This is a genomic window from Cupriavidus sp. 30B13 (assembly GCF_049059565.2).
Classification (GTDB): Bacteria; Pseudomonadota; Gammaproteobacteria; order Burkholderiales; family Burkholderiaceae; genus Cupriavidus.
The window spans coordinates 4,128,823-4,150,017 of record NZ_CP188223.1 but is presented as its reverse complement, the minus strand read 5'-3'; the positions used below and the strand labels follow the sequence as shown (position 1 = coordinate 4,150,017).

Below are 21,195 nucleotides of genomic sequence, written 5' to 3'. Positions count from 1 at the left end.
ATCGCGCGCCGCCATGGCCCAAGACCGGCAGGCCGCGCTGCGGCGCGGGCCATCTTCAACCCTTCCAATCGCGGCGCAAGGCCAGACAAAGATAAAAGCATGGAGACTTACGACTACATCATCGTCGGCGCGGGATCGGCCGGCTGCGTGCTGGCCAACCGCCTGACCCAGGACCCCGAGGTGAGCGTGCTGCTGCTCGAAGCGGGCGGGCGCGACGACTATCACTGGATCCACATCCCGGTGGGCTACCTGTATTGCATCGGCAACCCGCGCACCGACTGGATGTACCGCACCACCGCGCAGGCCGGGCTGAACGGCCGCGCGCTGGGCTATCCGCGCGGGCGCGTGCTGGGCGGCTCGTCGTCGATCAACGGCATGATCTACATGCGCGGCCAGCGCGAGGACTACGACGACTGGGCGCGCCTGACCGGCGACGACGGCTGGCGCTGGGACAACGTGCTGCCGCTGTTCAAGCGCAGCGAGGACCATCACCGCGGCGCCAATGCGTTCCACGGCGCCGGCGGCGAGTGGCGCGTGGAGGGCCAGCGGCTGCGCTGGGACATCCTGGAGCGCTTCATCGACGCGGCCGGGCAGGCCGGCATTCCGCGCACCGAGGACTTCAACCGCGGCGACAACTTCGGCGTGGGCTACTTCGAGGTCAACCAGCGCCGCGGCATCCGCTGGAACACCGCCAAGGCCTTCCTGCGGCGCGCGGCCGAGCGGCCCAACCTGACCATCATCACCGGCGCGCAGGTCAGCGCGCTCGACTTCGACGGCCGCCGCTGCAGCGGCGTGTCCTACCTCGGCGGCGGCGCCGCGCACGCGGCCGCCGCGCGCGAGGAAGTCATCCTCGCGGCCGGCGCGGTCAACTCGCCGCAGTTGCTGGAGCTGTCCGGCATCGGCCAGCCGGAACGGCTGCAGGCGCTCGGCATCGCGGTGCGCCATGCCTTGCCGGGCGTGGGCGAGAACCTGCAGGACCACCTGCAGCTGCGCACCGTGGTCAAGGTGGAGGGCGTGCGCACGCTCAACACGCGCGCGGCAAGCTGGTGGGGCAAGCTCGGCATCGGCCTGCAATACGCGATCAACCAGAGCGGGCCGATGAGCATGGCGCCGTCGCAGCTGGGCGCGTTCGCGCGCTCGGATGCGTCGCAGGCGCGCGCCAACCTCGAGTACCACGTGCAGCCGCTGTCGCTCGACAAGTTCGGCGATCCGCTGCACCGCTTCAATGCGTTTACCGCGAGCGTGTGCAACCTGCGTCCGACTTCGCGCGGCAGCGTGCACATCGGCGACGCCGACTTCCGCAAGGCGCCGGTGATCGAGCCCAACTACCTGGCCACCGAGGCCGACCGCAAGGTGGCCGCCGACTCGCTGCGGCTGACGCGGCGCATCGTGGCCTCGCCGGCGCTGGCCCCGTACAAGCCGCAGGAGTGGCTGCCGGGCCCGGCCTTCGAGACCGACGAGCAGCTGGCGCAGGCCGCCGGCGAGATCGGCACCACCATCTTCCATCCGGTCGGCACCTGCCGCATGGGCCGCGCGGACGATCCCGCCGCGGTGGTGGACCAGCGCCTGCGCGTGATCGGCGTCGACGGGCTGCGCGTGGTGGATGCGTCGGTGATGCCGCTGATCACTTCGGGCAATACCAACTCGCCCACCATCATGATCGCCGAGCGCGCCAGCGACATGATCCGCGAAGACCGGCGCCGGCGCCTGGGCGGCACGGCGGACGCGGCCGGCGACGTGGCCGAAAGCCCCGCGGGGAGCGCCGCGCCAGCCGCCGCCGGCGTGCCCGATGCGCTCCATGCCAGGAGCGGGGCGGCGCCGCAGACCTGACATCTGGTTCATGTTTCATGATCAGTGCAAACCCGGATGTTTTGCGACGCAGCAGACGCACACAATAGACGCCCAGATGCCGTGCAGCAGCGCTCACATTGGCGCGCCCTACCCAGGGCGCGTCGCGCGTTGAGGGCCTGGGTGCCGGCAACGAGCCGGTAACGAACCGGCAGCAATGAATCGGGTGGCAATAAAAAGACAAGCGGCGGACAAGCCGCAATAGCCACGGGGAGCGCGACTGGATTGGCGTGACTCGTGCAGTGGTGGCGCAAACAGCGCCACGGTTCTGACCATTGGCGGTGCCGACCAGAAGCCGGCGCCGCGGCAAGAGGCGGGCAGGAGACCATGAACGAGCAAGACACGATCCTGGAGACGCGGAACCTCACCAAGGAATTCAAGGGGTTCACCGCGGTGAGCGACGTCAACCTGAAGGTGGCGCGCGGTTCCATCCATGCCTTGATCGGCCCCAACGGCGCCGGCAAGACGACCTGCTTCAACCTGCTGACGAAGTTTCTCGAGCCGACCACGGGGACCATCCTCTTCAACGGCATCGACATCACGCGCGAAGCGCCCGCGCAGATCGCGCGGCGCGGCGTGATCCGCTCGTTCCAGATCTCGGCGGTGTTCCCGCACCTGACGGTGCTGGAGAACGTGCGCATCGGCCTGCAGCGGCAGCTCGGCACTTCCTATCATTTCTGGCGCAGCGAGCGCACGCTCGACGTGCTCAATGCGCGCGGCATGGAGCTGCTCGACCAGGTCGGCCTGACCGATGCGGCGCAGATCGTCACCGTGAATCTGCCGTACGGCCGCAAGCGCGCGCTCGAGATCGCCACCACGCTGGCGATGGAGCCCGAGCTGATGCTGCTGGACGAGCCCACGCAGGGCATGGGCCACGAGGACGTGGCGCGCGTCACCGAGCTGATCCGCAAGGTCGCGGCGGGACGCACCATCCTGATGGTCGAACACAACATGAACGTGGTGTCGTCGATCGCCGACAAGATCACCGTCCTGCAGCGCGGCGCGATCCTGGCCGAAGGGCCGTACGCCGAGGTATCGAAGGACCCGCGCGTGATGGAAGCCTACATGGGCACGGTCGAGGCCGAGCTGCAGGGCGCGCACTGAGGAACCAGGATGAGCACAACATCGGCGACGCCCGCACTCGAAATCAAGGACCTGCACGCCTGGTACGGCGAATCGCACATCCTGCACGGCGTGGACCTGACCGTGAACCCCGGCGAGGTGGTCACGCTGCTGGGCCGCAACGGCGCCGGGCGCACCACCACGCTGCGCGCCATCATGGGCCTGACCGGCCAGCGCAAGGGCTCGATCCGCGTCAACGGCACCGAGACCATCGGCATGCCCACGCACAAGATCGCGCATTGCGGCATCGGCTACTGCCCGGAAGAGCGCGGCATCTTCGCCAGCCTGTCGTGCGAGGAGAACCTGATGCTGCCGCCGCTGCTCAAGGCCAGGGGCAGCGGCGCGGGCACCGGCATGAGCGAGGCCGAGATCTACGAGATGTTCCCCAATCTCAAGGAGCGCCGCCAGAGCCAGGGCACGCGCCTGTCGGGCGGCGAGCAGCAGATGCTGGCGGTCGGGCGGATCCTGCGCACCGGCGCCAACCTGCTGCTGCTCGACGAGATCTCCGAGGGCCTCGCGCCGGTGATCGTGCAGGCGCTGGCGCGCATGATCCTGATGCTCAAGAAGAAGGGCTACACGGTGGTGATGGTGGAGCAGAACTTCCGCTTCGCCGCGCCGCTGGCCGACCGCTTTTACGTGATGGAGCACGGCACCATCGTCGAGCGTTTCGCCGCGGCGGAACTGCAGGCGAAGATGCCGGTGCTCAACGAGTTGCTTGGGGTCTGATGCCGCGTGCGCAGCATGCGTCGCGCGGTTGGCGGGGCATCGATCGCGGGCATTGTTCTAGGGCAGGAACGGGTGGCGACAGGTGCCGCCGAAACTAAGGAGACAGGTAATGAAGATGACTCGGCTGGCGGCTGCTCTGGCGGCCATCGTAACGGGCGTGGCAATGGGTTCGGCCTCGGCACAGGTTTCGGGCGACACGGTCAAGATCGGCTACATCACCGACATGTCGGGGCTGTACGCCGACATCGACGGCCCGGGCGGCCTCGAGGCCATCAAGATGGCGATCGAGGACGCCGGCGGCAAGGTGCTGGGCAAGCCGATCGAGCTGCTGTCGGCGGACCACCAGAACAAGGCCGACATCGCCGCCTCGAAGGCGCGCGAATGGATGGACCAGCAGGGCGTGGACATGCTGCTGGGCGGCACCAACTCCGCCACCGGCCTGGCCATGGCCAAGGTGGCCGCGGAGAAGAAGAAGGTCTACTTCAACATCGGCGCGGGCTCGGCGCGCCTGACCAACGAGGAGTGCTCGCCGTACACGGTGCACTACGCCTATGACACGGTGGCGCTGGCCAAGGGCACCGGCAGCGCGGTGGTCAAGCAGGGCGGCAAGTCGTGGTTCTTCCTGACCGCCGACTACGCCTTCGGCCACTCGCTGGAGCAGGACACCGCGGCGGTGGTGAAGGCCAACGGCGGCACGGTGGTGGGCCAGGTGCGCCACCCGCTCAACGCGTCGGACTTCTCCTCGTTCCTGCTGCAGGCGCAGTCCTCCAAGGCGCAGATCCTGGGCCTGGCCAACGCCGGCGGCGACACCATCAACTCGATCAAGGCGGCCAAGGAATTCGGCATCACCAAGACGATGAAGATCGCCGGGCTGCTGATGTTCATCAACGACGTGCACAGCCTGGGCCTGAAGAACACCGAGGGCCTGCTGATGACCGACAGCTGGTACTGGGACACGAACGACGAGACGCGCAAGTTCGCCAACCGCTTCTTCGGCAAGGTCAAGAAGATGCCGAGCAGCCTGCAGGCCGCCGACTACTCCGCCATCCGCACTTACCTGAAGGCGGTGGAGGCGGCCAAGACGGACGATCCGGACAAGGTCATGGCCGAGCTGAAGAAGGCCAAGATCGACGACTTCTACACCAAGGGCTACATCCGCCAGGACGGCCGCGCCATCCACGACATGTACCTGATGCAGGTGAAGTCGCCGGCCGAGTCGAAGAAGCCGTGGGACTACATGAAGGTGGTCACCACCATCCCGGGCGAGCAGGCTTTCACCACGGTGGCGGAATCGAAGTGCGCGCTGCTGAAGAAGTAAGCGCCTGAACTGAGTGTGCTGTCCCCGCCGCGGCGGCCCGGGTTCCGAGAGCCGGCATCCGGGCCGCCGCGGCTTCGCTTCATTTGACTGCGCCTTGCCGGGAGGCCACGACGCATCCCGGCCGGCGCGCGAACGGTAACGCCCGCGATGGACATCTTCGGTATTCCCTTGCCCGCCATGCTGTCCCAGTTGCTGCTGGGGCTGGTCAACGGTGCCTTCTATGCGATGCTGAGCCTTGGCCTGGCGGTGATCTTCGGCCTGCTCAACGTCATCAATTTCGCCCACGGGGCGCTGTTCATGCTGGGCGCGGTGCTGGCCTGGATGGGCATGAACTACTTCGAACTCAACTACTGGGTGACGCTGGTGCTGTCGCCGTTGGTGGTGGCGCTGCTCGGGGTGGTGATCGAGCGCACCATGCTGCGCTGGATCTACAAGCTCGACCACATCTACGGCCTGCTGCTCACGCTGGGCATCACGCTGGTGATCGAGGGCATCTTCCGCTCGATCTACGGCGTGTCCGGCCTGCCGTACTCGACGCCGGAACTGCTGACCGGCGCCACCGACCTGGGCTTCATGATCCTGCCCAACTACCGCGCGTGGGTGGTGCTGGCCTCGCTGGTGGTGTGCTTCGCCACCTGGTTCCTGATCGAGAAGACCAAGCTGGGCGCCTACCTGCGCGCCGGCACCGAGAACCCCAAGCTGGTGGAAGCGTTCGGCGTCAACGTGCCGCTCATGGTGACGCTGACCTACGGCTTCGGCGTGGCGCTGGCGGCGTTCGCCGGCGTGCTGGCCGCGCCGGTGATCCAGATCTCGCCGCTGATGGGGCAGAACCTGATCATCATCGTGTTCGCGGTGGTGGTGATCGGCGGCATGGGCTCGATCATGGGCTCGATCCTCACCGGCCTGGGGCTGGGCGTGATCGAGGGGCTGACCAAGGTGTTCTACCCCGAGGCGTCGTCGACGGTGGTGTTCTTCATCATGGTGATCGTGCTGATGCTGCGCCCCGCCGGGCTGTTCGGGAGGGAGAAGTGATGAGCCAGACATCGGGCGCGGCCGCGGCCGCGGGGCAGACAAGACAGGGGCAGGGCGTGCAGAAGAAACTGTGGCTGGGGTACGGATTGTTGCTGGTGGCGCTGATCGTGGCGCCGATGGCCGGTGCGTATCCGGTGTTCGTGCTCAAGGTGATGTGCTTCGCGCTGTTCGCGTGCGCGTTCAACCTGCTGATCGGCTATACCGGGCTGCTGTCGTTCGGGCACGCGGCTTTCTTCGGCGGCGCGGCCTACATGGCCGGCCATGCCATGAAGGTGTGGGGCGTGACGCCGGAAGTGGGGCTGGTGCTGGGCACGCTGACCGGCGCGGTGATCGGCTACGTGGTCGGCTGGATCGCGATCCGCCGCCAGGGCATCTATTTCGCCATGATCACGCTGGCGCTGGCGCAGATGCTGTTCTTCTTCTGCCTGCAGGTGCCCTACACCGGCGGCGAGGACGGCCTGCAGGGGATTCCGCGCGGCAAGCTGTTCGGCGTGCTGCCGCTGGACAGCGACCTGACGCTGTACTACGTGGCGCTGCTCATCATCGTGCTGGCCTTCGGGCTGATCGTGCGCACCGTGCATTCGCCGTTCGGGCAGATCCTCAAGGCGATCAAGGAGAACGAGCCGCGCACCATCTCGCTGGGCTACGACACCGACCGCTTCAAGCTGATGGTGTTCGTGCTGTCGGCGGCGCTGTCCGGGCTGGCCGGCTCGATCAAGGCGCTGGTGCTCGGCTTTGCCACGCTGACCGACGTGCACTGGTCGATGTCGGGCTCGGTGATCCTGATGACGCTGGTGGGTGGCCTGGGCACGCTGTCAGGCCCGCTGGTGGGCGCCTTCGTGGTGGTGGCGCTGGAGAACAAGCTTGGCGACATCGGCAACTTCCTGGCCTCGGTCACCGGCATCGAGTGGTTCGGCTCGCTGGGCGAGTCGGTGACGATGGTCACCGGGGTGATCTTCGTGATCTGCGTGCTGACCTTCCGGCGCGGCATCATGGGCGAGCTGCTGGCCCGCTTCGGCAAGGCCCGCGAGTGATGATGGGGAGACATGCCCGATTTTGGGGCTAGGGTTTCTTCTAGCTTGTTCAAAACGCACCGCTTCGTTACATTGCATATACGGTTTTCGCAGGTTAGATGGAGGCGGAAGCGAGGAGACGACAGGCGCGCGGTCACTAGGCTGCAGTGTCAATATAAGATGAGGGCGTTGCCGGGTGATCCCTGGCAACGCCTTTTTTCATGCCTGCTCGCAGCGCTTTCGTGCCCGATTCTGGTGCGCCGGACCGCGCCATGCGGAATCTGCATAAGAAGGACCAGGGCCACATGAGACAATCCGTCTCCACCTTCCGTGCCCGCCATGTCTTCCGATTCTTCCCCTTTAGTGCCTGATGCGCCGCATGATCCGCTAGCGGCCCGTGCCGCGCCGCGCGTGCGTCTTGCGGCGCCCGCCGACGCGCGGTGGCTCGCCGAGTGGCTCCAGGCCGCGCAGCCGCTGCCGGTCGCCGCCGCGCGCGCGCGGCACGCGCTGGTGGAAGGCCTGCTGGCCCGGCCCGAGCGCGGGGCCTGCGTGGTGGTGCAAGACGCGGAGCAGGGGCTGCTGGGCTGCCTGCCCGTCGCGCTGGTGCCGCATCTCGGCCTCGGCGGCCTGGCGGCGTTCGCCGCGGAATGGTGGGCGCGGCCGGCGGGCGCGCAGGCGGAGCCGTTGCTGGCCTGCTGCAGCCTGCTGGCCGACTGGTGCCAGGCGCACGGCGTGCGGCACCTGCTGCTGTCGCCCGCGCTGCTGACGCCGCCGCAGGCCGCCGCCGCGGGCTTCGTGCCGCATGCCGGCGGCTTGTGGCACCGCAATCTTTCGCCGGCGCCCAAGCACCTGGGCTGAGGCGCGCCGCTGCCGCGCCTGGCTCCGGCCGCGCCGCCGGCGTCCTTTCTTTCCGCCTTCTTTCTTCTCCTTTTCCCTTTTTCGTTTCCCCGAGCGTTCCATGGAATTCGCGTTTCTCGCTGTCGCCGCCTTTCTTGCCGGCCTGATCGATGCTGTCGCCGGCGGTGGCGGCCTGGTGCAGATCCCGGCCCTGTTCTCCGCGTATCCCAATCTGCCGCCGGCCACGCTGATCGGCACCAACAAGGTCGCCTCGCTCGCCGGCACCGCCAACGCCGCGGTGCGCTACGGGCGCAGCGTGCGCATCTACTGGGCCGCGACCCTGCCGGCGATGCTGTCGGCATTCGCCTTCTCGATGGCGGGCGCCTATGCGCTGACGCTGATTCCCGCCGGGCCGCTGCGCAAGTCGCTGCCGTTCGTGCTGGTGATCCTGCTGGTCTACACGGTGGCCAAGAAGAACCTGGGCACCGAGCATGCGCCCACGCTCTCGGGCGGCAAGGAGCGCGCCGCGGCGCTGCTGGCCGGCGCGGCCATCGGCTTCTACGACGGCGTGTTCGGGCCCGGCACCGGCAGCTTCCTGATGATCGTGTTCGTGCGCGTGTTCGGCTACGACTTCCTGCACGCTTCGGCCTCGACCAAGGTGGTCAACCTGGCCACCAACCTCGCGGCCTTGCTGCTGCTGGCGGCCAAGGGGCACGTGTGGTGGCAGCTCGGCCTGGTGATGGCGGTGGCCAACGTGGCGGGCAGCCAGGTGGGCAGCCGCCTGGCGCTCAAGCACGGCAGCGGCTTCGTGCGGCGCGTGTTCATCGTGGTGGTGGCGGCGCTGATCGTGAAGACCGCGTGGGACGCCTTCGGGCATTGAGCGGTGCCCCGGGGCGCTCCGGGTTAATCCCGCTTTGCGGGCCATATCGCTGTTGCTAGACTCGCTACGCATTCCCGACCGTGCGGTCGGCGAATCAGCGGCAACGCGCCGCCGGGACGGACGCGCGGAACGGGAGACAGGGGTGCGCAGCGCACGGGTGCCGCGCGCACCGGGCAGCAGGCAGGCGCCGGCGTTGCGCCTGGACACGGGTCCGCGAGGACACCGGCAAAAAGACAAAGACAAGAAGAGCAAGAAGACCAGACCGAGGCATCCGACCGGCCGGAAGCCGGCGCGGATGCCTTTTCCGTTTGCCGCAATGGAGGAGACACGATGACATTCAAGCGCGCCAGCCTGCTGGCTTTCGCCGCCGCCGCCCTGTGCGCTGGCACCGCCAGCGCACAGGTCAAGGTAGGGGTGACGGTTTCGGCCACGGGACCGGCGGCTTCGCTGGGCATTCCGGAAAAGAACACGATCTCGCTGCTGCCGAAGGAGATCGCCGGCAAGAAGATCGAGTACATCGTGCTCGACGATGCCTCCGATACCACCACCGCGGTCAAGAACACGCGCAAGCTGATCAGCGAAGACAAGGTCGACGTGGTGATCGGCTCCACCGTGACGCCGAACTCGCTGGCGATGGTCGACGTGGCGGCCGAGAACGAGACGCCGATGATCACGCTGGCCGCCTCCGCGCGCATCATCGAGCCGATGGACGCCAAGCGCGCGTGGGTCTTCAAGACGCCGCAGAACGACTCGCACATGGCGACCGCGATTGCCGAGCACATGACCGACCACAACGTGAAGACGGTGGCGTTCATCGGCTTCGCGGATGCCTACGGCGACAGCTGGGCGCAGGAGTTCGCCAAGGTCGGCGAGATGCGCAAGATCAAGGTGGTGGCCAACGAGCGCTTCGCGCGCGCCGATACCTCGGTCACCGGCCAGGTACTGAAGATGATGGCGGCCAATCCGGACGCGGTATTGATCGCCGGCTCGGGCACGCCCGCCGCGCTGCCGGCCAAGGCGCTCAAGGAGCGCGGCTGGAAGGGCAGGATCTACCAGACGCACGGCGTGGCCAACGCGGACTTCCTGCGCGTGTGCGCCAAGGATTGCGAAGGCACCTTGCTGCCGGCCGGCCCGCTGCTGGTGGCCGAGCAGCTGCCCGACGGCAACCCGGTGAAGAAGCCAGCGCTGGCCTACAAGACGGCCTACGAGAAGGCCTTCGGCGGGCAGGTCTCCACCTTCGGCGGCCACGCCTGGGATGCGGGCCTGCTGCTGCAACGCGCCATTCCCGAAGCGCTGAAGAAGGGCCAGCCCGGCACCAGGGAATTCCGCAAGGGGCTGCGCGATGCGCTGGAGCAGACCCGGGAGCTGCCGGTCTCCCACGGCATCATGAACATGACGGCGAGCGACCACCTCGGCCTGGACCAGCGCGCGCGCGTGATGGTGCTGATCGCGGACGGCAAGTGGAAGCTGCAGACCAAGTAGGCCGGCTTGGGAGCTGAGACAACGAGGAGGGCGCATGGTCAGCCATGCGCCCTTTTTCGTTTGCCGCGCCGCGCCGGGCCTGCGGCTGCCGCACCGCGCAAGCTAGGGTTGGTGAGGATTTGCGCTATGCGTAACTTGCTTACTATTTCGTAACCTGCAAATCCGTAACACCAGCCCGCCGGCTCCTCTTGCCGGCCGCGCATATCGAACAAATACGGGGAGACAATGGACCTATCGATCGCCGCCATCCTGGCGCAGGACGGGATCACGTCGGGCGCCATCTACGCGCTGCTGGCGCTGGCCCTGGTGCTGGTGTTCTCGGTGACCCGCGTCATCTTCATCCCGCAGGGGGAGTTCGTCGCCTACGGCGCGCTCACGCTGGCGGCGATCCAGGCCGGGCATGCGCCGCAGAGCAGCTGGCTGCTGCTGGCCCTGGGCGTGCTGACCTTCGTCTACGAAACCGCCACGGTGCTGCGCAGCGCCGAACTGCGCCGCACCGCGGGCACGCGGCTGGCGGTGCTGGCCGGCAAGTACCTCGTGTTTCCGCTGGCGGTGCACCTGCTGGCGCAGCGATACGGCGCGCTGCCGATGCCGATGGCCGCGCAGATCGCGCTGACGCTGCTGATCGTGATCCCGCTGGGCCCGATGCTGTACCGCCTGGCCTACCAGCCGCTGGCCGAGGCCAGCACGCTGGTGCTGCTGATCGTCTCGGTGGCCGTGCACTTCGCGCTGGTGGGGCTGGGGCTGGTGATGTTCGGCGCGGAGGGCTCGCGCACCACGGCGTTCTCGGAGGCGCGCTTCGAGCTGGGCAGCCTGGCGGTCTCGGGACAGAGCCTGTGGGTGGTGGGCGCGTCCGGCCTGCTGATCGCCGCGCTGTACTTTTACTTCGAGCGCACCATCGCCGGCAAGGCGCTGCGCGCGACCGCCGTCAACCGGCTCGGCGCGCGCCTGGTGGGCATCGGCACCGCGCAGGCCGGGCGCCTGTCGTTCACGCTGGCCGCGGCGATGGGCGCGCTGTGCGGCATCCTGATCGCGCCGCTGACCACGGTCTATTACGAATCGGGCTTCCTGATCGGGCTCAAGGGCTTCGTCGGCGCCATCGTCGGCGGCCTGGCGAGCTATCCGGTGGCCGCCGCGGGCGCCGTCCTGGTCGGGCTGCTCGAATCGTATTCGTCGTTCTGGGCCAGCGCGTTCAAGGAGGTCATCGTGTTCACCCTGATCCTGCCCGTGCTGCTGTGGCGCTCGCTGAACAGCAAGCACGTGGAAGATGAGGAATAAGGAGCAGGCCATGAGCAATGCAAACGCGAAGAACGCGCACGGCAAGGATGCCGTGGCCGGTACGGGCACGGCGGCGGGGACGGGCATGGCGGGCGGCACGGCGCGCCGCAACCGCATCTTCCTGCTGGCCTTCGCCGTGGTGCTGGCGCTGCTGCCGGTGCTGCCCACGCCGGAGTTCTGGATCACGCTGGGCAACTACATCGGCCTGTACGGCATCGTCGCCATCGGGCTGGTGCTGCTCACCGGCGTGGGCGGCATGACGTCGTTCGGCCAGGCGGCGTTCGTCGGCCTGGGCGCGTACAGCACGGCGTACCTCACCACGCAGTTCGGGCTGTCGCCGTGGCTTGGCCTGCTGGCGGGGCTGGCGATCACGATGGCCTCGGCCTACGTGATCGGGCTGGTCACCATGCGCATGTCGGGGCATTACCTGCCGCTGGCCACCATCGCCTGGGGCCTGTCGCTGTTCTTCCTGTTCGGCAACCTGGAGTTCCTCGGCAAGTACGACGGCCTCAACGGCATTCCCGTGCTGCATGTGCTGGGCATCGAGCTGGCTTCCGGCCGCGCGATGTTCTATCTGATCTGGGCGGTGGTGCTGCTGGCCGCGATCGCCATGCACAACCTGCTCGACTCGCGCCCGGGCCGCGCCATCCGCGCGCTCAAGGGCGGCGGGCTCATGGCCGAGGCGATGGGCGTCGACACGGCGTGGATGAAGGTGGTGATCTTCGTGGTGGCGGCGGTGCTGGCGTGCATCTCGGGCTTTCTCTACGCGCACCTGCAGCGCGCGGTGAACCCGACGCCGTTCGGGCTGAACTACGGCATCGAGTACCTGTTCATGGCGGTGGTGGGCGGCGTGGGGCACGTGTGGGGCGCGGTGCTCGGCGCGGGCATCCTCACCATCCTCAAGGACGTGCTGCAGGGCGTGCTGCCCAGGCTGCTCGGCGCCAACGGCAACTTCGAGACCATCGTGTTCGGCGTGCTGATGGTGCTGCTGCTGCAGCATGCGCGCGACGGCATCTGGCCGTTCATCCGCAGGCTGTTGCCGGGCGGCCCGCCGGTGCTGGCCCCCCGGCACGCCGCGCCGTTGCCGCTGCGCGAGAAGCCCCGGGCCGGCGAACTGATCCTCGACGTGCGCGCCGCGCGCAAGGAGTTCGGCGGACTGGTGGCGGTCAACGACGTCAGCTTCCAGGTGCATGCCGGCGAGATCGTCGGGCTGATCGGCCCCAACGGCGCTGGCAAGTCCACCACCTTCAATCTTGTCACCGGCGTGCTGCCGGTCACGCGCGGCGAGGTGCGCTATCGCGGCGAGCCCATCTCGGGGCTGCCGTCGCGCGAGATCGTCAGGCGCGGCATCGGCCGCACCTTCCAGCACGTGCATCTGCTGCCGGCCATGACGGTGCTCGAGAACGTGGCGATCGGCGCGCACCTGCGCGGCGACTTCGCGGCCCGGGGCGGCGTGGCCGCCGCCATCCTGCGCATGAACCGGGCCGAGGAAGACAAGCTGCTGCACGAGGCCGCGCGCCAGCTCGAGCGCGTGGGGCTGGCCGACTGCATGTACATGGAAGCCGGCAGCCTCGCGCTGGGCCAGCAGCGCATCCTGGAAATCGCGCGCGCGCTGTGCTGCGACCCGGCGCTGCTGTTGCTCGACGAGCCCGCCGCGGGCCTGCGCTACAAGGAGAAGCAGGCACTGGCCGGGCTGCTGAAGAAGCTCAAGGGCGAGGGCATGAGCGTGCTGCTGGTCGAGCACGACATGGACTTCGTCATGAACCTCACCGACCGCCTGGTGGTGATGGAGTTTGGTACGCGCATCGCGCAGGGCGTGCCGGAGGACGTGCAGAAGAACCCCGCGGTGCTCGAAGCCTATCTCGGCGGCGTGGAGTAAGGAGACGCCATGAGCCCCATCCTCGAAGTGAAGGACCTCCACGTACGCTACGGCAAGGTCGAAGCCGTGCACGGCGCCAGCCTCAAGGTGGAGGCCGGCCAGATCGTGACCGTGATCGGCCCCAACGGCGCCGGCAAGTCCACCATGCTCAACGCCATCATGGGCGCGTTGCCGGCCGGCGGTTCGTCGTCCGGCGCGGTCGGCTACCTCGGCCACGACATGGCCGGGCTGCCGGTGGAAGGCCGGGTCGCGCGCGGCATGTGCCTGGTGCCCGAGAAGCGCGAACTGTTCGCCTCGATGAGCGTGGCCGACAACCTCGTGCTGGGCGCGTATCGCCGCAGGCGGGCCGGCGAGAAGCGCTTCCTCGACCAGATGGACGTGGTCTACGAGCTGTTCCCGCGGCTGAAGGAACGGGCCCGGCAGGAGGCGGGCACGCTCTCGGGCGGCGAGCGGCAGATGCTGGCGCTCGGCCGCGCCCTGATGGCCAAGCCGCAACTGCTGATGCTGGACGAACCGAGCCTCGGCCTCGCGCCGCTGATCGTCAGGGAGATCTTCCACATCATCAGCGACCTGCGCCGCACCGGCGTGGCGACGCTGCTGATCGAGCAGAACGCGCGCGCCGCGCTGCAGGTTGCCGACTACGCCTATGTGATCGAGACCGGGGACATGGCGATGGAAGGGCCGGCGGCGGAACTGGCGGCGAATCCCAAGGTGATCGAGACGTATCTGGGCCTGGCGAAGAAGGCGGCGTAGGCGCTTTTCCGAAGGGGATTCGCGGGATGGATGGTGGCGGGGTCGATCCGCCATTTTTTATCTTTGCGATGGATTGCGGGCGGCGATGGATCCGGTGGGGCCGTGGAAGGGAAGCAGCGCAGCGATTGGTACGCTTTTAATCCATTTTATAAATTCTGCACTGGCATTTTTGCTGAGAATAATTTATCGGGTGAATTTATTCGGCTGAAGGAAGCAGCTATATTTATGGGGTGATTGATTTACCGGTGAAATCTATCCGATAACATCCATCGTATGAATTACTCCGAGGGCGCTTCCAGTATGTCCGGGTCCTGTGACGCCGTACCAAGCAGCCATGCGCGGAATTGAGCGAAGGCCGGGTGTGAACGCCGCTCGCGCGGCGCGCAGAGGAAGTAGCCGCGCGCCAGCCGGATCGGTAGATCGAATGGCGCCACCACGCGTCCGGCGGCGATCTCCTCGCGTACCAGGCAGCGCTGCAGCACGGCCACGCCCATGTCGGCCTTGACCGCCTGCACCAGGATCGAGACCTGGTCGAAGCCCGTGGCGAGCGCGGGCGCAGCACTGGGTACGCCCGCCGCCCACAGCCAATGCTGCCAGTTGGCGGGGGCGGTGGTGTGGTAGAGCAAGGGCTCGTCCAGCAGTTCGGCGGGGCTGGCCCAGCGGCCGGCCTCACGGCGCGCGCGGGCGCGGTCGGGGTGGCAGATGGGGACGACTTCGCTGCCGATGACGTAGTCGCATTGGAGATGCGGCCAATGCTCGGGCGTGCCTGGCAGGATGGCTGCGTCCGGCGCGGGGCCGGAGAAGTCCTCGTCGCGCCGGTAGGGCGCGAAATCGAGGCGGATCTCGGGATAGCGGCGGTGGAAATCCGGCAACCGCGGCACCAGCCATACGCTGGCAAGGGTCGGCACGGCGGACAGCGTCAGGTGATGCTCGCGGTCGCGGGACAGCAGGGCGGCGCTGGCGTTTTCGATGGCGGCGAGAGGGCCGGCCACCGAGTCGAGCAGTTGCCGGCCCGCGTCGGTGAGGGTGAGCCGATGCGCATTGCGCTTGAGCAGCGGCTGGCCAAAGTGCGATTCCAGCCGGGCGATGGCGCGGCTGATGGCGCCCTGGGTCACGCACAGCTCCTCGGCCGCGCGCGTGAAGCTGCCCAGCCGGGCGGCGGCCGCGAACGCGTGGAGCTCGGACATCGACGGGGATTGCAGCCGCATGGCGTAGGGGGGAGGGGGCTTGGCAGGGGTCGGGCCCGGCTGGCTGACCATGATCTTTGGTAATGCAAGCGTGCAATATAGTCGTTTGTGCGCTGCCGGTAAACTGCCGACACTTGGCGGTCGATACCAAGATCACATGCCATGGAGAACCTCTTTATGAACCGAGCCCGCCAGCCGCGCCGGCATTTTGTCCTGTCTTGCCTGGCCGCCTTCGCCAGCCTCGCCGCCGCCGGCGGCGCGATGGCACAGGCCGGCTATCCCAGCAAGCCCATCCGCCTGATCGTGCCGTTCGCCGCGGGCGGCTCGACCGACCTGTCGGCACGCCTGGTGGCGGAGTTCGGCGGGCGCGAGCTGGGGCAGACCATCGTGGTCGAGAACAAGGGCGGGGCCGGCGGCTCGGTGGGCATGGAGCAGGTCGCGCGCGCGGCGCCCGATGGCTACACCATCGGCATGGCCACGGTCAGCACGCACGGTTCCAATCCGGCGGTGTATCCCAAGCTGAACTACGATCCGCTCAAGGATTTCGCGCCGGTCACCAACGTGGTGGCGATTCCGAGCGTGTTCGCCGTGCATCCCAGCGTGCCCGCCAGGACCATGCAGGAGTTCGTCGCGCTGGCGCGCGCCAACCCGGGCAAGTACAGCTTTGCTTCGCCGGGTGCCGGCTCGCTGGGCCACGCCAATATCGAGAACTTCATGATGCTGGCCAAGATCGACCTGCTGCACGTGCCGTACAAGGGCGCGGGGCTGGCGCTCAACGATGCGGTGGCGGGGCAGGTCAACGCCATCACGGACAACCTTTCGTCGACGCTGCCCCACGTGAAATCCGGCCGCCTGCGCGCGCTGGCGGTGCTGGGCGCCACGCGCTCGCCGCAACTGCCCAACGTGCCGACCTACGCCGAGCTGGGCTACAAGGAGATGGGCGACGGCGGCTGGTTCGGCATCGTCGCGCCGGCGGGCACGCCGCCGGCTGTCGTCGACAAGCTCAATCAGGCCATCCACAAGGCAATGCAGAACCCGGAGTTCAGGCGGAAGGTGGAAGAGTCGGGCGGCACGCTGGTGCCGACCACGCCGGACGGCTTCAAGGTGCAGATCCAGCAGGCGATGGCGCGCTACGCGCGCGTGGCCAAGGCTGCCAACATCAAGCTGGACTGAGGCATGGGCAAGGACTTCGAAGCATCGCCGGCACCAGCGGCATCCCCGGCATTTCCCCCGTTCACGCTTGCCGTGCCGCAGGCAGCGGCGCTGCCGCTGGTGTGCGATTCGCCGCATAGCGGCACCCAATATCCGGCCGATTTCGGCGCGGCGGTCTCCGGACCACGGCTGCGCGGCGGCGAGGATACCCATGTGGAAGCGCTGTGGGAAGCGGTGCCGCGGGCCGGCGGCACACTGGTCGCCGCCAATTTCCCGCGCGTTTATATCGACCCCAACCGCATGCTCGACGACCTCGACCCGGCGCTGCTCGATGGCGCCTGGCCGGAGCTGCTGGCGCCGGGCGAGAAGACCCGCCTGGGCTACGGGCTGATCTGGCGCAACCTGGATGCGGCCACGCCGCTCTACGACCGCAAGCTTTCGCTGCAGGAGGTGCGCAACCGGATCGACAGCTACTACCGCCCGTACCATCAGGCGCTGGCAGCTGCGGTGGAGGCGGCGCACGCCCGCTTCGGCGCGGTCTGGCACCTGAACCTGCATTCGATGCCGAACAACGCTTACGAACGGCTCAAGATCCGCAGTGAACGCGCGCTGGCGGACTTCGTGCTCGGCGACCGCGACGGCACGACCTGCGAACCGGCCTTCGTGGCGCTGGTGGCAGACGAGTTGCGGGCGATGGGCTACACGGTGGCCTGCAACGATCCGTACAAGGGCGTGCAGCTGATCGCTCAGATCGGCCGGCCGGCCGAGCGCCGCCACAGCCTGCAGATCGAGATCCGCCGTCCGCTGTACATGGATGAGGCCACGCGCGAGCGCAATGCCGGCTTCACCCGGCTCCAGGCAGACCTGGGCCGGCTGGTCGAGCGGATTGCCGCTTATCTGCGGGAGCAGGTGAGGGCATAACTCTCGCGGTGAGGATAGGCGTGGAGAGCCGGGCTTGCGCCCGGCTTTTTTGTTTCACGTGGAACACACTTAAGTCGTCGAAGCGGCATGTTTCACGTGAAACACGCTGCTGCGCAAAAAGGCGGCAACGATTGCCGCTATAATTCGGCATCCCGAATGATTCCCGCACGCCTCCCGGAGGAGGTACGTCCATGCTTTACCCAAAAGAATTCGATGTCATTGTTGTCGGCGGCGGCCACGCCGGCACTGAAGCCGCACTCGCCGCTGCGCGCATGGGCTGCCAGACGCTGCTGCTGAGCCACAACATCGAGACGCTTGGCCAGATGAGCTGCAATCCGTCGATCGGCGGCATTGGCAAGGGCCATCTCGTCAAGGAGGTGGATGCCATGGGTGGCGCGATGGCCGCCGCGACGGACGAATCGGGTATCCAGTTCCGCATCCTCAATTCGAGCAAGGGCCCGGCCGTGCGCGCCACGCGCGCGCAGGCGGACCGCGTGCTCTACCGCAAGGCCATCCGCACGCGGCTCGAAAACCAGCCCAACCTGATGCTGTTCCAGCAGGCGGTGGACGATCTGATGGTGGAGGGCGACCGCGTGGTCGGCGCCGTCACGCAAGTCGGCATCGCGTTCCGCGCGCGCGCGGTGGTGCTGACCGCCGGCACCTTCCTGGATGGCAAGATCCACGTGGGGCTGGACAACTACACCGGCGGCCGCGCCGGGGATCCCGCCTCGGTGTCGCTATCGGCGCGCCTGAAGGAACTGAAGCTGCCGCAAGGCCGCCTCAAGACCGGCACGCCGCCGCGCATCGACGGCCGCACCATCGACTTCTCCGTGATGGAGGAACAACCGGGCGACCTCGATCCTGTGCCGGTGTTCTCGTTCCTCGGCCGCGCCGAGCAGCACCCGCAGCAATTGCCGTGCTGGATCACCCATACCAATACCCGCACCCACGACATCATCCGCGGCGGCCTCGACCGCTCGCCGATGTACACCGGCGTGATCGAAGGGGTGGGGCCGCGCTATTGCCCGAGCATCGAGGACAAGATCCATCGCTTTGCCAGCAAGGACAGCCACCAGATCTTCCTCGAACCCGAGGGACTGACCACCAACGAGTTCTATCCCAACGGCATTTCCACCAGCCTGCCGTTCGACGTGCAGCTCGACCTGGTGCATTCGATCCGCGGCATGGAGAACGCGCACATCCTGCGCCCCGGCTACGCCATCGAATACGACTACTTCGATCCGCGCGCGCTGAAGGCCTCGCTGGAGTCCAAGGCCATCCAGGGCCTGTTCTTCGCCGGCCAGATCAACGGCACCACCGGCTACGAGGAAGCGGCCGCCCAGGGCTTGCTGGCCGGCATCAACGCCGGCTGCTTCGTGCGCGAGCGCGATGCCTGGACACCGCGCCGGGACCAGGCCTATCTTGGGGTTCTGGTCGATGACCTGATCACCCGCGGGGTGTCGGAACCGTACCGGATGTTCACCAGCCGCGCGGAATTCCGTTTGAGCCTGCGGGAAGATAATGCCGATATGCGACTGACCGAGGCCGGCCGAGAGCTTGGTGTGGTCGACGATGTGCGCTGGGATGCATTCAATCGCAAGCGCGACGCGGTTTCACGTGAAACAGAGCGTTTGAAGAGCACCTGGGTCAATCCGGCGCTGTTGCCGGAGGCCGATGCCGTGCCGCTGCTGGGCAAGGCCATCGAGCGCGAATACAACCTGGCCGACCTGCTGCGCCGCCCGGCGGTCGCCTACGAAGCACTGATGGCACTGCAGGGCGGGAAGTACGCGCCCGCGCAGCTGCTCGATGCCGATCCGCTGTTGGCCGAGCAGATCCGCGAGCAGATCGAGATCGGCATCAAGTACCACGGCTATATCGCCCGCCAGGCCGCCGAGGTCGACAAGCTGGAGGCGAACGAGACCACGCGCCTGCCCGACGGCTTCGACTACACCGAAGTGCGCGGCCTCGGTTTCGAGGTCAGCCAGAAACTGAACCAGCATCGCCCGGAAACGCTCGGGCAGGCGTCGCGCATTTCGGGCGTGACGCCGGCGGCGATCTCGCTGCTGCTGGTTCACCTGAAGAAAAAGGGCATGGGCCGCACCAAGCCCGGCTCGACCCAAGAGGCAGCCTGAGTGCGGGGCCAACGCTATCCCGCGGTGGACGACGCCGACCAGCGCCGCCGGCTGGAAGCCGGCCTGTCCGCCATCGGCCTCGCGCTGACGGCGGCCCAGGTCGACCAGCTCTTCGCCTACCTGGCGCTGCTGCGCAAATGGAACGCCATCTATAACCTGACCGCCATCCGTCATCCCGACGAGATGCTGACCCATCACCTGCTCGATTCGCTGGCCGCCGTTCCGGCGCTGGCCGAGGCGGCGCGCAGCGCGGCGGTGGAAGAGGGCGCGCGCGGCCGGGTGCTCGACGTGGGCTCGGGCGGCGGCATGCCCGGCTTGCCGCTGGCCATCGCGTGCCCGGACCTGTCCGTGCTGATGGTCGACATCGTGCAGAAAAAGACCGCTTTCCTGACGCAGTGCCGGGCGCAGCTCGGGCTGTCGAATGCCGCCGCCCATTGGGGCCCGGTGGAAAAGCTCGAAGACGACAAGGGCTATGCCGTCATCACCTCGCGCGCGTTCGCCGAGCTGAGCGACTTCGTTTCGCTCGCCGGCCACCTGCTCGCGCCGCACGGCAAGCTGATCGCGATGAAGGGCGTTTATCCACAGCCCGAACTCGACCGCATGGAAGCGGCCGGCCTGATGGCCGGCTGGCAGGTGGAGGCGGTGCCGCGCCTGGCCGTGCCGGAACTGGATGCGGAACGTCACCTGGTGGTGCTGTCGCGCCGCTGACCCGGCCGGTGGTTGTTGCCGGCGCCCACCCCCGGCAGGTTGAAATCAAGCAGGAGCAGCTAAGAGCTTATGGCCAAGGTATTCGTGATCGCAAACCAGAAGGGCGGCGTCGGCAAGACCACCACCACGGTGAACCTCGCCGCCGGGCTGGCGGCGCAGGCGCAGCGCGTGCTGCTGATCGACCTCGATCCGCAAGGCAATGCCTCGATGGGCTCCGGCATCGACAAGCAATCGCTCGAACACAGCGTCTACCAGGTGCTGGTCGGCCTCTCGACGATCACACAGGCGCGGCAGCATTCCGAGTCGGGCAAGTACGACGTGCTGCCGGCCAACCGCGAACTGGCCGGTGCCGAGGTGGAGCTGGTCGAACTGGACCAGCGCGAACGCCGCCTGAAGAACGCCATCGCCGAGGTCGATGGCGAATACGACTTCGTGCTGATCGACTGCCCGCCGTCGCTGTCGCTGCTGACGCTCAACGGGCTGTGCGCCGCCAACGGCGTGATCGTGCCGATGCAGTGCGAGTACTTCGCGCTCGAAGGGCTGTCCGACCTGGTCAACACGATCAAGCAGGTGCACGCCAACCTCAATCGCGACCTGAAGGTGATCGGCTTGCTGCGTGTGATGTTTGATCCACGTGTGACCTTGCAGCAGCAGGTCTCGGCCCAGCTCGAATCGCACTTCGGCGAGAAGGTCTTCAAGACCGTGATCCCGCGCAACGTGCGGCTCGCGGAAGCGCCGTCCTATGGCGTGCCGGGCGTGGCCTTCGACCCGTCCTCCAAGGGCGCCAGGGCTTACCTGGATTTCGGCGCGGAGATGATCGCGCGGGTCAGGCTGCTCGACTGAGCGCACGGCCCGAGACACGGCGACACGGCGTACACACGACGACGTACACAGGATACCGGGCGGCCGCCAGGCTGCCACCAAGTC

General features: G+C 67.6%; 18 protein-coding genes. 17 read left to right on the top strand and 1 reads right to left on the bottom strand.

Features of this window, described 5'->3' with window-relative positions; all coding sequences use genetic code 11:
* The first annotated feature begins 99 nt into the window (after nt 1–99).
* The 12 genes from ACKI2N_RS19150 (at nt 100) to ACKI2N_RS19095 (ending at nt 14,168) form a co-directional block, all read left to right on the top strand.
* Nucleotides 100–1,830 carry a GMC family oxidoreductase gene (locus ACKI2N_RS19150; protein ID WP_420996953.1) on the top strand — a complete coding sequence of 577 codons (1,731 nt, stop codon included), beginning with the start codon at nt 100–102 and terminating at the stop codon, nt 1,828–1,830.
* A gap of 345 nt (nt 1,831–2,175) precedes the next feature.
* Entirely contained in the window at nt 2,176–2,952 is a 777-nt protein-coding gene (locus tag ACKI2N_RS19145) for an ABC transporter ATP-binding protein (protein ID WP_420996952.1), read from the top strand.
* Nucleotides 2,953–2,961: 9 nt separating this feature from the next.
* Complete coding sequence (locus ACKI2N_RS19140; protein ID WP_420996950.1) at nt 2,962–3,696, top strand: ABC transporter ATP-binding protein; 735 nt, start codon at nt 2,962–2,964, stop codon at nt 3,694–3,696.
* Between the two features lie 109 nt (nt 3,697–3,805).
* Entirely contained in the window at nt 3,806–5,014 is a 1,209-nt protein-coding gene (locus tag ACKI2N_RS19135; RefSeq protein WP_420996949.1) for an ABC transporter substrate-binding protein, read from the top strand.
* Nucleotides 5,015–5,161: 147 nt separating this feature from the next.
* Nucleotides 5,162–6,046, top strand: a complete 885-nt coding sequence (locus ACKI2N_RS19130; RefSeq protein WP_420996948.1) for a branched-chain amino acid ABC transporter permease — start codon at nt 5,162–5,164, stop codon at nt 6,044–6,046.
* Entirely contained in the window at nt 6,046–7,080 is a 1,035-nt protein-coding gene (locus ACKI2N_RS19125; protein WP_420996947.1) for a branched-chain amino acid ABC transporter permease, read from the top strand. The genes ACKI2N_RS19130 and ACKI2N_RS19125 overlap by 1 nt, the downstream gene beginning before the upstream one ends.
* A 390-nt stretch (nt 7,081–7,470) precedes the next feature.
* Nucleotides 7,471–7,917, top strand: a complete 447-nt coding sequence (locus tag ACKI2N_RS19120; RefSeq protein WP_420996946.1) for a hypothetical protein — start codon at nt 7,471–7,473, stop codon at nt 7,915–7,917.
* Between the two features lie 100 nt (nt 7,918–8,017).
* Nucleotides 8,018–8,776, top strand: a complete 759-nt coding sequence (locus ACKI2N_RS19115) for a sulfite exporter TauE/SafE family protein (RefSeq protein ID WP_420996945.1) — start codon at nt 8,018–8,020, stop codon at nt 8,774–8,776.
* A 330-nt stretch (nt 8,777–9,106) separates the two neighbouring features.
* Complete coding sequence (locus ACKI2N_RS19110) at nt 9,107–10,258, top strand: ABC transporter substrate-binding protein (protein WP_420996944.1); 1,152 nt, start codon at nt 9,107–9,109, stop codon at nt 10,256–10,258.
* Nucleotides 10,259–10,483: 225 nt separating this feature from the next.
* Nucleotides 10,484–11,536: a branched-chain amino acid ABC transporter permease gene (locus ACKI2N_RS19105; protein ID WP_420996943.1), complete on the top strand. Its 1,053-nt coding sequence runs from the start codon at nt 10,484–10,486 to the stop codon at nt 11,534–11,536.
* A gap of 85 nt (nt 11,537–11,621) precedes the next feature.
* Nucleotides 11,622–13,415 (top strand): ABC transporter permease subunit, encoded by a 1,794-nt coding sequence (locus tag ACKI2N_RS19100; RefSeq protein WP_420997005.1) that lies wholly within the window; start codon nt 11,622–11,624, stop codon nt 13,413–13,415.
* Nucleotides 13,416–13,424: 9 nt separating this feature from the next.
* Nucleotides 13,425–14,168: an ABC transporter ATP-binding protein gene (locus ACKI2N_RS19095; RefSeq protein ID WP_420996942.1), complete on the top strand. Its 744-nt coding sequence runs from the start codon at nt 13,425–13,427 to the stop codon at nt 14,166–14,168.
* Nucleotides 14,169–14,446: 278 nt separating this feature from the next.
* On the opposite strand, the gene ACKI2N_RS19090 is transcribed toward ACKI2N_RS19095, so the two are convergent.
* The gene (locus tag ACKI2N_RS19090) at nt 14,447–15,376 is read right to left on the bottom strand and encodes a LysR substrate-binding domain-containing protein (RefSeq protein ID WP_420997004.1); all 930 of its coding nucleotides are present in this window, start codon (nt 15,374–15,376) and stop codon (nt 14,447–14,449) included.
* 156 nt (nt 15,377–15,532) lie between these two features.
* On the opposite strand from ACKI2N_RS19090, the gene ACKI2N_RS19085 reads away from it, so the two are divergent.
* The 5 genes from ACKI2N_RS19085 (at nt 15,533) to ACKI2N_RS19065 (ending at nt 21,111) form a co-directional block, all read left to right on the top strand.
* Complete coding sequence (locus ACKI2N_RS19085; protein WP_420996941.1) at nt 15,533–16,528, top strand: tripartite tricarboxylate transporter substrate binding protein BugE; 996 nt, start codon at nt 15,533–15,535, stop codon at nt 16,526–16,528.
* Between the two features lie 3 nt (nt 16,529–16,531).
* Complete coding sequence (locus ACKI2N_RS19080; RefSeq protein ID WP_420996940.1) at nt 16,532–17,428, top strand: N-formylglutamate amidohydrolase; 897 nt, start codon at nt 16,532–16,534, stop codon at nt 17,426–17,428.
* Between the two features lie 191 nt (nt 17,429–17,619).
* Nucleotides 17,620–19,560 (top strand): tRNA uridine-5-carboxymethylaminomethyl(34) synthesis enzyme MnmG, encoded by a 1,941-nt coding sequence (mnmG, locus tag ACKI2N_RS19075; protein ID WP_420996939.1) that lies wholly within the window; start codon nt 17,620–17,622, stop codon nt 19,558–19,560.
* The gene (gene rsmG, locus ACKI2N_RS19070) at nt 19,561–20,268 is read left to right on the top strand and encodes a 16S rRNA (guanine(527)-N(7))-methyltransferase RsmG (RefSeq protein ID WP_420996938.1); all 708 of its coding nucleotides are present in this window, start codon (nt 19,561–19,563) and stop codon (nt 20,266–20,268) included. It abuts the gene before it with no gap.
* Between the two features lie 69 nt (nt 20,269–20,337).
* Entirely contained in the window at nt 20,338–21,111 is a 774-nt protein-coding gene (locus tag ACKI2N_RS19065) for a ParA family protein (protein WP_420996937.1), read from the top strand.
* Nucleotides 21,112–21,195 lie beyond the last annotated feature (84 nt).